We start from the raw sequence: 11,937 nt of genomic DNA on the forward strand, positions 1-11,937 counted from the left end.
CTCTTTTTATATTCGGATATGACCGCTTTTGTTGCGGATACTTACATCTCTACCAACATCAATATGATGGAGGAAAGGCACAGACAAGTGCTGACGAGATAGAGCACGGCAACAACCTGTTTATGATTCAATCCGGCACGCAGCAGTCGATAATGAGCTTGACTCGCATCGGCCTGGTAGATCGCTTTACCTTGAATGAAGCGTTTGATCACGACAAAGATGTTGTCGAAGATCGGTACACCCAGCGCCAAAATTGGAATGAAGATGGACAACATGGTCGCTTGTTTGAATGCACCATCCAGAGCGATAACCGCCAGAATGAAGCCAAGGAACGTAGCGCCTGCATCGCCCATGAACACTTTGGCAGGAGCTTTGTTGTACTTCAGATAACCGATAGTCACACCGACCAGAATGATCGACATGAGTGCGGAATCCGTTTGACCTTTGGCAAGAGCCACGATGAACAAGGTGATCGCCGAGATGGCCGATAATCCGCCAGCCAGTCCGTCCATGCCGTCCGAGAAATTGATGACTGTTGTCACCCCGAAGATCCAGAGGATCGTGAGAATGAATTGCAGCCAGATCGGAAGCATGACATATTCCGCGTTAAAGGGATTCACGAATCCGGTGAACGCAATGCCAGAAGCAAATACGAGTACTGCCGCAGAAACCTGTACGAGCATTTTGGGTAGGGCAGGAAAATCTTTGCCTTTCGTTTTGTACCAGTCGTCGACGGTACCAATCGTTAGCAGAAGCATACCACCAGCGACCAGAGCCGCCGTTTCCCATGTGATTTCTTTCGTAAGAGCAATGTATGTCAGGAAAAATCCAGTAAATATCGCGTAACTCGCCGTGAGCGGGATAGGTTGCCTGTGCAGCTTACGCTCCACATCTTCCCGGGGCTTGTCCACAAAATCGAGCCGGTGAGCCAGTCGACCAAGCGGCGGAATAAGCAGAACCACGACAGCAAAAGACACTATAAAAGCCAGTATGTATACCATAAACTCGCTTGTTTCACTCCCATCTACCAATTTCCCCTTATTATACGAGTTAAACAGGAAATCTGTCGATGTCATTATTGTAACCAGACGCACGCAAAGGTGAGCAAAAGTTCAGGTTTTATTGCATGTGAGGAAGATAGGAGCCGAAATAATGTTTTACGGCTTCTGTATGATATCCATCATCACCTTGCCAGGTTGCTGCAAAAACAAAATCGTTGGAACCACCTTTGCGTTTTCTCGGTTTATCTCCAGGAGCCAGTATGCCGGCTGCAGCCCAGATTTCCAGCAGGGCATCTCGCTCCTGTTTGCTGGAAGGCAAGAGATCCTTCCACTTTTTCTCCAGTGAACGGGCGCTGTCCTTAGGGTCTTCCGTCTGAGCTGCTTCAAGCAGGTTGACCAGGATGGCTTGGTCTTCAGGAGTTACTTCATGGTTCGCATCATTGTCCTGAAGCAGTAATTCCAGATCCATCAGGCAATAGATAAGCCAGCCATGGCGCACGCCGCCCCATTTGATCCGTTCAAAATTCAGGACGTTTAAGTCGACGTTGGAATAATCCTTGTCTGACTGCAAACGCAGGAAGTTACAATCTCCACAGGCACTGGTATTAGGGTGAAGCGCAGGACGCTCCGCATAGGTGTGTAAAGGCATGTTCGATGTTAAAGCCCAGCTGGATAATGCGCTGCGTAGATAGACTTTTTTGGTGGACAGACTATGTAGAAATGCCGAAATCACCCGTTCCTTGAACGAGTCATCCTGATGCATGTCGTACAGACGCTGGACAATCTCGTCATGCGTGATCGTGAATGGATCGAACATAACACCTTTGCTTTTGGCATATTCAAATTCATCTCCAGAGAAGGGAGCAGAAGTTGTTTTCCAACCTCCACCGCCCCAGAAGGTGCTTAGCAGTATCTTTGCCGCTTTTTTGTCCATATGGTTAGCCTCCTTATATGGGAATCGCGATCATGATGATGTGGTATTTCAATCTATAAGATTGAAATAAAGAGTAATTATCCTTGTCACTTCGATGACAGAACAACCTTCCGATCACTGTTATCCCCCCGAATTTTCGATTCACTTTTATAAGGTGAAATTCTGGTGATAAAGGCGAACGCTTCGCTTCTTCTGGTTATTTCTGCCCTCTACGTTCTTGTCTAAAGGTTAGTTCAATTTATCTGGGGCCTGTGTTACGTATTGCTCGGTTGTATTCAGAATCATCTCGACGAGGCCTGGAAAACGTAGGTTCAGTTCTTCCTTTCGTAGGGAATAAAAGTGCTGTTTACCTTCAATGCGTGGCTGGATCACGCCAGCTTCACGTAAAATTTTGATGTGATGGGACAACGTGGATTTGGAAATATGGTCTACTTCGAAGGCGGAACAGTTTTTCTCGCCAGAGCTGGCCAGGCAGTGTGCAATTTTCATGCGAATCGGATCACCCAATGCATTGCAGACCGTGGTCAGCTTCAATTCCGAAGCCATAGGTATCGTTGGAGTTCTCATATGTATGACGTTAGCATAATCGGCCACACCTTTCAATGTTTGAAAAATTTCGAACTATACCTTGCAGGTAGTAGGGGATGTATGTTACATTTCTTTTCAGTTAGTTCGAAAATATTCGAACTGAAAGATTGGAAAATGGCTTTTTATTCTAGGAGGAATATAAATGAGTACTACAAATACCACTACACTGTTGAACAACTATTTCCGTTTATTTGATGCTTCACGTACAGACGAGCGCGCCATGCAGGACTTATTGTTCCTGTTTACACCGGACGCAGAGATTGTGCTTAACGGCACCAGCCGAACAGGATTCGACGGTTTCATGAAAGCTTTCTACGAGTACAATAAGGATGTAAAACATATGTGGGACGCGTGGGTGCAACAGCCTGACGGCAGCTACCAGACTAACTGGGCGGTATGCGGACAAGCGGCGGACGGAACAGTATATGCCAAAGCAGGCATCGATATCGCGCGTGTGAATGAAGCGGGGCAGATTGTGTACCTGGAGAATGTACAAGCCGATCAGAATGCGTTCAGCAAGTATAATCAGTAATAGCGCAGTGTAAATAAGAGAAATTGAAATGGTTAGGAAACGAAGCTCCGCAGTCTTTCAAGCTGTGGGGCTTTTTTGTAGCATTTAGCTAATTTGAAAGGCGCTGAGGACGGGGGGATTTATTTATCGAATAGCGCAGTTTCCTCAAGATAATTCGTACACAAAAACAGTCTGTGAAGATCTGATTTGTAAATGAAAAAGACCCTCCCGCATGTCCAAAACATGGCGGGAAGGTCCTCGTGAACGTGCATAAAACTAGTCGTTAGAGTCGAATGTTAATTTGAGCCGGACGCAGCTTAGGAGATGGTGACTTGCTTCATGGTAAAGGTGGTCTGTCAATTCTAACGAATCTGAGACGCGCTATTGGACGAAAACTGGCATAAGCCAGTTTCTAACGAATCGCAGAGACGTTATTTTCCGGGAATTCTCACTTTGGGACAGTTTTCCGCCGCTAAAATCCGATATAAGGTAGCTCAGGTTCGTTAGATTTTGAAAACATGCTAAAAGCTTCAAATAAGACGTCTACGATTCGTTAGCTATTCCATGCCGCTCCTACCCCTGCATCGTCTTATTCTGAAAAGCGGCGATATCCGCATACTCCTCTTCAAACTTACGGGAGATGCGGATGAAGATCGGCAGCAGCTCCCGGTAGACGCGGACACTGTCCGGATCAGGCTGGTGCCGATGCGTTGATCCAATCATGCCGGAGACGGCACTCAGGGAATCGATGCGGCCCAGAGCATACAAGCCCAGTACAGCTGCGCCGAGACAGGAGCTTTCAATACTTTCGGGGATGATGACATCCTGATCGAAAATATCAGCCATCATCTGTCGCCACAACTCAGAGCGGGCGAAGCCGCCTGTGGCTTGGATTTTTTTCGGCCGACCGATCTTTTCTTCAATCGCCAGCATGACCGTGTACAGGTTGAACAATACACCTTCGAGCGCAGCGCGAATCATATGTTCTTTCTTATGATGCAGCGTCAGGCCGAAGAATGAGCCGCGTGCGTTCGGATTCCAGAGCGGAGCCCGCTCACCTGTCATGTACGGATGGAACAAGAGACCTTCCGAACCCGGAGGTACATTTTCGGCGACACGAGTGAGCACTTCATATGGATCGATGCCAAGTCGCTTGGCCGTCTCCACCTCGGAAGCCGCAAACTCGTCCCGAATCCAGCGGAAAATAACACCGCCATTGTTCACCGGTCCGCCAATGACCCAGGCATCCTCTGTGAGCGCATAACAGAAAAAGCGTCCTTTTGGATCGGTCACCGGTTTGTCTACGACTGTACGAATCGCTCCACTGGTACCAATGGTCACGGCCACGACGCCTGGATCAATGGCGTTCACGCCCAGATTGGAGAGCACACCATCACTTGCACCGATGACAAACGGTGTGGTGACCGCAATGCCCATCTCCTTGGCGTACTCCGGGTGCAACCCATGTTTCAGCACATGAGTGGTTGGAACCAATCGGGACAGGTGTTCCGGCGTAATACCTGCTACATGTAGCGCTTCTGCATCCCAGTTGAGTTTTTCCAGATTCATAAGTCCGGTGGCGGAGGCCATCGAGTGGTCGATGACGTATTCAGAGAATAATTTATAGAAGACATATTCTTTCATGGATATGAATTTGTGCGTCTGTTGGAACAGTTCCGGTTGATCCCGAGTGAGCCACATGATCTTGGTGAGGGGGGACATCGGATGAATCGGCGTACCTGTTCTCAAATAGATTTCGTGACCATTCATCTCGGATTTGAGTGCTTCGGTCCACTCGGCACTGCGATTATCTGCCCATGTCATGGCCCGCATCAGCGGTTTGCCGTGTTGATCGACTGGCAGAATGCTGTGCATGGCCGAACTGAAGGATACAAACAGGATGTCTTCTGGCTTCACTCCCGCTTTGGAAGTGGCCTGTTTAACGGATTCGATGACTGCTTTGAAAATATCTTCCGCATCCTGCTCCGCAATCGCAGGTGTGGGGGTGTGCAGCGGATAATCGGCACTGCCTTGTGCCACAATGGTTCCGTTCTGTTCGAACAAGACGGCCTTGGTGGAGGTCGTGCCGATATCTACGCCGATCATATAGGGTGAAGAAGCCATTTTATCATCCCTCTTTCTTGAATATAAGTGAATGAATGCCGTTACACGTTAACACTTCGGGTACAGAAAGCCTTCCGATTGCCGTTATCCCCAAATTTCTTTGATCCCCTCTTCAAAGGGAGAAATTTGGTTATAAATGCGACATTTCATTTCTCCAGGCCCTTTCTATCCCCTGCGCGCACGTGGTGCTATTCATCCAACTTATATGGCATCTGTTATTTCATCTATAGATAAGAATATCAGACTTGAGGGATGGATCAAAATGCCAGAATCTTAATCCTTCACTGCCCCTGCGGCAATATCCGAGATAAACTGGCGGCTGATGAACAGGAACATAACGATGAGCGGAATGACGGCAAGCAACGTACCTGCGATGACCATTGCATAGTCTGTGTTATACAATCCGTTCAATTGAGACAACGCAATCTGCAACGTGTATTTGCGTTCATCTGTCAGGACGATCAAAGGCCACAGATAATCATTCCATACACCAATAAAGGTAAACGCGCCGAGGAAAGCAAATGCAGGTCGCAAAATCGGCAACGCCACGTTCCAATAGAGTCGGAAGAAATTACAGCCGTCGATCCGGCCCGCATCCAGTAGATCGTTCGGAATCGACTCTGTTGCATACTGGCGAATCCAGAAAATGCCGAAGGCATTCACCATGCCCGGTATGATGAGGGCTTTGAAGGAACCGACCCAGCCGAACGTTGCCATGAGCACGAAGGAAGGCACCAGCGAGAGCTGGGAAGGTACCATCATAGTCGCGAGCAGCAGGATGAAGAGCCACTTTTTGCCGGGAAATTCAAACTTTGCAAACGCAAACCCCGCCAGTGAGTCAAAAAACAGCACCAGGATGGTGACTAAGCCCGACACAAACAACGTATTCAGAAAAGCGCCCCAGAAATCAATCTGCTGCAACACCCGCGTGATATTATTCCACAGTTCACCGCCGAACCAGAGCTGGGGTGGGAACTTGTAGATATCGGACGTTGTCCGGGTGGACATTACAATCAGCCAATAGAACGGGAACATGGATATGAGCATGCCCCCGATAAGACCGGTATACAACACCAGCGATTTGAGGTGTTTGGTCGCCATGTGCGCTCCCCCTTATCACATCAGGATGATTTGCCTTGAACAAGCTTCCAGTTCACAATCGAGAATAGGGCGATAATGAGGAACATGCCCCAACCAACGGCAGCGCCATATCCGAAGTAATTGTTAATGAAGGATTCACGGTAGAGGTACAATACAATCGTCATGCCTGCTGCACCTGCACCACCATCATTACCTACCAATACTTGTGGCTCGGTGAACAGCTGCATACCGCCGATCGTTGATGTAATGACCGTAAACAGGATCACAGGACGCAGCATCGGAATTGTAATTCGGAAAAAGGACTGTATCGCTGATGCGCCGTCAATCTTGGCTGCTTCGTATAACGTCTGCGGGATACTCTGAAGTCCGGCCAGATAGATGACGGCGTTATATCCGGTCCACCGCCAGACCACCATGGAGGAGATTGCGACTTTGATGCCCCATGGTGCATTAAGCCACTCCACAACAGGTAGCCCGACCGACTGCAACAGATAGTTGAGAAAGCCATAATTGTTGGCAAATAAAGCACCGAAGATAATGGCTACCGCCACAATGGATGTGACGTTCGGCAGGAAATAACCGACCCGAAACAGGGTGCGGAACTTCACAAATGGTGCATGCAGCAGAAAGGCAATAATCAGGGCGAAGAAGAGCATCGGAATCGTCGAATAGATCCAGATCATGAACGTGTTACCCACAGCTTGCCAGAACTCGGCATCGGTCAGCATGTATTTAAAATTATTAAGTCCGTTGTACGTCATGACACCGATGCCATCCCACTTATGAAAAGCCAGATAAAGGGAGAACCCAATCGGGAACAGGCCAAATACCGCAAACAGAATATAAAACGGCGATATCGCAACATAGAGTGCACGGTGCTCCCACATTCTGGCCCACAGTGACTTCTGCCGATCCAGATCAGGTCTTGCATTTCCGGGGTCGGGAGTAAGACGAGGTTCAGTTACAGCCATATGAATTCCTCCTTTGCGGATAACGAAACCACACGTTGTTCAGGTTAACGCTGCAATTCACGCTCGACGCGGTGTACCGTATCTGTCCAGACCTGCTGTGGATCGGCATTTTGCTTCGCCACATCATTCAGCCGCCGGGTGATAATGTTGTGTACGGATGGGTATCTTTCGCCAAAAAAAGCATCCGGCACTTGCTGTGCCGATTCGGCAAATACAGGGCCTGTCGCCTGTCCCCCGAAGAAAGGTTCTTCTTCTTTCATGGCAGGGTCATCAAACACACCTGGTGCAGAAGGGAACAGGTTTAATGTCTGATATTGCTCCAACTGATTCTCGGGACTTTGCAGCCAGCGAACCAGTTCAAAGGCTTCCTGAGGATGCTCACTCGACTTCAGGATGGACAAGAATGATCCTCCGTTATTGCCATCTCCCCCTGGTGCCCGAGCAACTCGCCATTTTCCCGATGTATCCGGAGCGGCTTCCTGAAGCACTTGCTTCATCCAAACAGCGCCCACGAACGAGGCAATCTCACCATTATTCATCGCTGCGTTCCAGCCCGGAGTCCAGCCGTCTGCATTGGCAAGTAGTCCCTTCTCTTTGAAGGCAATGGATGTATCCCAGCTTGTTCGCACCAGAGCGGAATCCATGCCGATGAATGAACCATCTGGACGGAAATAACGTTCAGCTCCTTGGGACAGCACTTGGTTGTAAACGCTTCCAATGTTATCGGTCAGAAATACCTTGCCTCCGAATTTTTCCTTGATCTGTTCTCCGGCAGCGGCATATGCATCCCAGCTGTTAATCTGACGTGTAACGTCATCGGGATCAGATGGCAATCCTGCCTCCTTGAAGAGATCTTCACGATAGAAGAGAGCTGTCGGTCCCGTATCCATCGGGAACCCAATCATCTGTCCGCTTGGCGTAACGCCTTGCTTCCATTTCCACGGCAGATACTGGTCTTCAATATCTCCTGCACCGAGGTCATACAGATTATAGAAACGGTCCTCACTGGGGAATAGCTCCATGATCCAGTCGTTCAATGCCACAATGTCTGGTTCACCTGAGCGTGCAGCGAGTGTTGTTTTGAGCTTTGCCTTGAAATCACCGCCGATTTTCTGAGCTGTCAGTTCAATGTTGGGGAACTTTTCCTTAGCCCTGGCAATCAACTTATCATCGATGGAACGGTTCCAGTACCATAATGTAAGCGTTACCTTTTTGTTGTTCGCTGAATCGTCCTGTCCGGGCCAGATGGAGCATCCGCTTATGAGCAGGACGCAGACCATCAGTATGGCTGTCCAGCAAGTTCTTTTCCGGCGGATCATGTGCATTACCCCCTCATCGTTAAGTTCGAGGCATGAAGTGCTTTGGACTACAACATTAGTGTATGAGCAGTTTATAAACTCATACCCAATATTCCTGAAATGAAACACATATTTGTGTCGGTTGCGTAACATAAATTGGGTAGTTACTTTAAAAATAAAAGTTACTTGACACATTATAATTTTTATTCTAAACTAACTTACATAAAGTAACTAATGATGATGAGAATAATATAGATACGTACTATATAACGTCCAAGTGATCCATTTTCGCTTTGGATGCGAATCAATCAACAGACAAGTTGGCCTAAACAGGAGGAACGACAATGATCAATTCACATATTATTCAACTGCTTGCCCCCAAAATTCAGACTTTTCCGAGTGGAAAAGAATTCATATACCTCGTGGGACCGATTAAACTCCCGGTTAACCTCGATGGGGAGACCAAAACATTCCAGTGGTACAGCTGGATGAAGTCAGACAAAGCGATGGAGAGTGGCGAGTTAATCGAATCTCTTGCTGCTGCTGAACTGGCAGAACGCCAGCAATCCAGTGTCCTGGTGTATGGCGACTTTGCCGAAGCACAGGATGCGCTTATTCGCATGCACAGTATCTGTCATACAGGCGACATCTTTGGCAGCAAACGCTGTGACTGCGGCTTCCAACTGGAGCAATCCATGAAGATGATTGCCGCACACGGGGCAGGCGCACTATTCTATCTTGCGAACCATGAAGGCCGTGGCATCGGTCTGTTCAGCAAAGCCATGGCGTACATTTTGCAAGAAGAAGGTCTGGATACGGTAGATGCGAACTTGCAGCTTGGATTCACGGACGATGCTCGTAATTATGACGATGCGATTGCTGTGTTGCGTGCGCTTCGCACCGCACCGGTTACATTGATCACGAACAACCCACGGAAGCTGGCTGCTTTGCAGGAAGCGGGATTGAATGTGGGCGGACGTGTCCCACTGTGGGGAGATCGTTCTGCTTTCAACGAGAAATATCTGCAAACGAAAGTGAACCGTTCTGGTCACTTGGCCGAAAGTGATGGCTGGGCTGGGGCAGAGACGCTGCTTCCGCATGCGCAGGCTTAATCATTACTCCTTGAACATATACGATTAGCTGATTAGCCGTTGTTGTACTCTCCGCTATGGAGAAGTATACAGCGGCTTTTTTGCATGGATAATAGCGTAGCGCTCAGACTTTCCTGATTCACGGAATGGCTTGCCGTTCGCACAGTACGGAATATACAATATAGTCATCTGATGAATGCGGGAGGAACCAAGGTGCCATTTGAGGGACAACGTATGTTGCCGGCTGCGAAGAGCATGAAGCAGTTTGAAGCGATAATTGAAGGCCCTTATACCTATGGGGTGATGCTGGAAACTCATATTGCACAGCTTCAGAGTGTAATGGACGAGGCGCGACGGTATGACAAAAAGATACTTTTGCATGCAGATCTGGTACAGGGATTGAAAAACGATGAGTATGCGGCAGAGTATCTGTGTCAGCACATTCGCCCGGCAGGACTGATCTCGACACGAGCAAGTGTCATTCAGAAGGCGAAGCAGAAGGGCATTACAGCGATTCAACGTATTTTTCTGCTGGATACCCATGCACTGGAGAAAAGTTATCTGTTGCTGGCCAAAACCCAGCCTGATTATATTGAGGTACTACCTGGCGTCATTCCGCATATTATTGCGGAAGTATCTGTGCGCACCGGTATCCCGATTATTGCGGGGGGACTGATCCGTTCACCGGAAGAGGTTGAACTTGCACTTGGCGTAGGGGCTACGGCAGTGACCACATCCAACGCAGATCTGATCCGACACTTTGAGAAATCGCTTACACCGTAAAAAAGAACCCACAACAGGAGGTTGTCTGTATGGAAAAATATATATTGGCTCTGGATCAGGGAACGACAAGCTCCCGAGCGATTCTGTTTAATCGCGGCGGGGAGATTGTGCACATTGCACAGCAGGAATTCCCTCAATATTTCCCCAAACCGGGCTGGGTAGAGCAGAATGCCAACGAAATCTGGAGTTCCATTCTAGCCGTGATGGCCTCGTGTCTGGCAGAAAGCGGGATCAAACCGGTCCAGATTGCCGGAATTGGAATTACGAATCAACGGGAGACCGTTGTGGTGTGGGACAAAGAAACAGGCAGACCCATCTATAATGCGGTCGTATGGCAATCCAGACAGACCGCAGACATCTGTGAAGAATTGAAGACACAGGGACTCGGGGACCTTTTCCGCCGCAAAACAGGATTACTGATCGATCCGTACTTCTCAGGAACGAAGGTCAAGTGGATTCTGGATCATGTCCCTGGTGCCCGGGAGCGGGCAGAGAAGGGTGAATTGCTGTTTGGCACGATTGATAGCTGGCTGATCTGGAAACTGAGCGGGGGTACACATGTCACGGATATATCCAATGCCTCACGTACCCTGATCTATAACATCTATGATCTGCAATGGGATGACGAATTGTTGGCTATCCTCGACATTCCCAAGGCCATGCTGCCAGAGGTGCGAGGTTCATCCGAGGTGTATGCACATACGACAGATTATCATTTCTTCGGTCATCGAATTCCGATTGCGGGAGCGGCAGGAGATCAGCAGGCAGCGATGTTTGGTCAGGGCTGTTACACCAAGGGCAGTATGAAAAATACATATGGTACCGGTTGTTTCATGCTTATGAATACGGGAGAGAACCCGGTACAGTCCGATCACGGACTGATTACAACGATTGCCTGGGGGATGAATGGCAAGGTTGAATATGCACTCGAAGGCAGCATTTTTGTTGCAGGGTCTGCGGTTCAGTGGCTGCGTGACGGATTAAGGATGCTTCGTTCATCAAAAGATAGTGAGGAGTACGCCTCACGCGTGCCTTCGACAGACGGCGTTTATATGGTACCTGCATTTGTCGGACTAGGCAGCCCGTATTGGGATAGTGAGGTTAAAGGTGCGGTGTTTGGCCTGACCCGAGGCACGACGAAGGAACACTTTATCCGTGCTACGCTGGAGGCGTTGGCGTATCAGACCAAAGATGTGCTGGAGGCGATGGAATCCGACTCGGGTATTCCCGTGCATGCGTTACGTGTCGATGGTGGCGCGGCGGCCAATGATTTCCTCATGCAATTCCAGAGTGATATTCTAGGTATTCCTGTGGAACGACCAACAGTGAATGAAACGACGGCATTGGGTGCGGCTTATCTGGCAGGGCTGGCGGTTGGGTATTGGACGAGTGCGGATGAATTGACCGATCATGAAAATACCGAACGTGTCTTCCAGCCTGTTATGGCTGAGGAACAACGGACAGAACTGTATGCAGGCTGGAAGCGTGCAGTGAACGCAGCAATGGCCTTTAAATAAAAGAAATGAAATGGAACT

At 48.8% G+C, this 11,937-nt stretch carries 11 protein-coding genes; 4 read left to right on the forward strand and 7 right to left on the reverse strand.

Annotated features, from left to right (window positions below; translation table 11 throughout):
- Positions 1-41: 41 nt before the first annotated feature.
- From PAHA3_RS21885 to PAHA3_RS21895, 3 genes are all read right to left on the reverse strand, one after another.
- Entirely contained in the window at positions 42-1,001 is a 960-nt protein-coding gene (locus PAHA3_RS21885) for an MraY family glycosyltransferase (RefSeq protein WP_062836785.1), read from the reverse strand.
- Positions 1,002-1,119: 118 nt separating this feature from the next.
- On the reverse strand, positions 1,120-1,935 hold the full coding sequence (locus tag PAHA3_RS21890) for a hypothetical protein (protein ID WP_062836786.1): 816 nt from the start codon (positions 1,933-1,935) through the stop codon (positions 1,120-1,122).
- Between the two features lie 228 nt (positions 1,936-2,163).
- A complete protein-coding gene (locus PAHA3_RS21895) occupies positions 2,164-2,502 on the reverse strand; it encodes an ArsR/SmtB family transcription factor (RefSeq protein WP_062836787.1) in 339 nt (112 codons plus the stop codon).
- A 163-nt stretch (positions 2,503-2,665) separates the two neighbouring features.
- Here PAHA3_RS21895 and PAHA3_RS21900 point away from each other — a divergent pair, with 163 nt between their 5' ends.
- Positions 2,666-3,055: a hypothetical protein gene (locus tag PAHA3_RS21900; RefSeq protein WP_062836788.1), complete on the forward strand. Its 390-nt coding sequence runs from the start codon at positions 2,666-2,668 to the stop codon at positions 3,053-3,055.
- Between the two features lie 552 nt (positions 3,056-3,607).
- Here PAHA3_RS21900 and gntK read toward each other — a convergent pair.
- The 4 genes from gntK to PAHA3_RS21920 all read right to left on the reverse strand — a co-directional run bounded on the left by gntK (position 3,608) and on the right by PAHA3_RS21920 (position 8,549).
- The gene (gene gntK, locus PAHA3_RS21905; RefSeq protein WP_062836789.1) at positions 3,608-5,158 is read right to left on the reverse strand and encodes a gluconokinase; all 1,551 of its coding nucleotides are present in this window, start codon (positions 5,156-5,158) and stop codon (positions 3,608-3,610) included.
- Between the two features lie 273 nt (positions 5,159-5,431).
- A complete protein-coding gene (locus tag PAHA3_RS21910; RefSeq protein ID WP_036612996.1) occupies positions 5,432-6,259 on the reverse strand; it encodes a carbohydrate ABC transporter permease in 828 nt (275 codons plus the stop codon).
- 20 nt (positions 6,260-6,279) lie between these two features.
- The gene (locus PAHA3_RS21915; RefSeq protein WP_062837111.1) at positions 6,280-7,146 is read right to left on the reverse strand and encodes a carbohydrate ABC transporter permease; all 867 of its coding nucleotides are present in this window, start codon (positions 7,144-7,146) and stop codon (positions 6,280-6,282) included.
- A gap of 128 nt (positions 7,147-7,274) precedes the next feature.
- A complete protein-coding gene (locus PAHA3_RS21920) occupies positions 7,275-8,549 on the reverse strand; it encodes an ABC transporter substrate-binding protein (RefSeq protein ID WP_062836790.1) in 1,275 nt (424 codons plus the stop codon).
- 323 nt (positions 8,550-8,872) lie between these two features.
- On the opposite strand from PAHA3_RS21920, the gene PAHA3_RS21925 reads away from it, so the two are divergent.
- The 3 genes from PAHA3_RS21925 to glpK all read left to right on the forward strand — a co-directional run bounded on the left by PAHA3_RS21925 (position 8,873) and on the right by glpK (position 11,919).
- On the forward strand, positions 8,873-9,640 hold the full coding sequence (locus tag PAHA3_RS21925; protein ID WP_062836791.1) for a GTP cyclohydrolase II: 768 nt from the start codon (positions 8,873-8,875) through the stop codon (positions 9,638-9,640).
- 192 nt (positions 9,641-9,832) lie between these two features.
- Positions 9,833-10,402, forward strand: coding sequence for a glycerol-3-phosphate responsive antiterminator (locus PAHA3_RS21930; protein ID WP_062836792.1), 570 nt, complete (start codon positions 9,833-9,835; stop codon positions 10,400-10,402).
- Positions 10,403-10,431: 29 nt separating this feature from the next.
- On the forward strand, positions 10,432-11,919 hold the full coding sequence (gene glpK, locus PAHA3_RS21935; RefSeq protein WP_062836793.1) for a glycerol kinase GlpK: 1,488 nt from the start codon (positions 10,432-10,434) through the stop codon (positions 11,917-11,919).
- Positions 11,920-11,937 lie beyond the last annotated feature (18 nt).

Origin of the sequence: Paenibacillus amylolyticus (genome assembly GCF_001570725.1) — a bacterium.
GTDB lineage: Bacteria > Bacillota > Bacilli > Paenibacillales > Paenibacillaceae > Paenibacillus > Paenibacillus amylolyticus_A.

Bases quoted from the DNA above. Each gene is read 5' to 3' on its own strand.
- PAHA3_RS21920 (WP_062836790.1), bottom strand. From the start codon at position 8,549: ATGATCCGCCGGAAAAGAACTTGCTGGACAGCCATACTGATGGTCTGC.
- PAHA3_RS21900 (WP_062836788.1), top strand. From the start codon at position 2,666: ATGAGTACTACAAATACCACTACACTGTTGAACAACTATTTCCGTTTA.
- PAHA3_RS21915 (WP_062837111.1), bottom strand. From the start codon at position 7,146: ATGTGGGAGCACCGTGCACTCTATGTTGCGATATCGCCGTTTTATATT.
- glpK (WP_062836793.1), top strand. From the start codon at position 10,432: ATGGAAAAATATATATTGGCTCTGGATCAGGGAACGACAAGCTCCCGA.
- gntK (WP_062836789.1), bottom strand. From the start codon at position 5,158: ATGGCTTCTTCACCCTATATGATCGGCGTAGATATCGGCACGACCTCC.
- PAHA3_RS21910 (WP_036612996.1), bottom strand. From the start codon at position 6,259: ATGGCGACCAAACACCTCAAATCGCTGGTGTTGTATACCGGTCTTATC.
- PAHA3_RS21925 (WP_062836791.1), top strand. From the start codon at position 8,873: ATGATCAATTCACATATTATTCAACTGCTTGCCCCCAAAATTCAGACT.
- PAHA3_RS21890 (WP_062836786.1), bottom strand. From the start codon at position 1,935: ATGGACAAAAAAGCGGCAAAGATACTGCTAAGCACCTTCTGGGGCGGT.
- PAHA3_RS21895 (WP_062836787.1), bottom strand. From the start codon at position 2,502: ATGAGAACTCCAACGATACCTATGGCTTCGGAATTGAAGCTGACCACG.
- PAHA3_RS21885 (WP_062836785.1), bottom strand. From the start codon at position 1,001: ATGGTATACATACTGGCTTTTATAGTGTCTTTTGCTGTCGTGGTTCTG.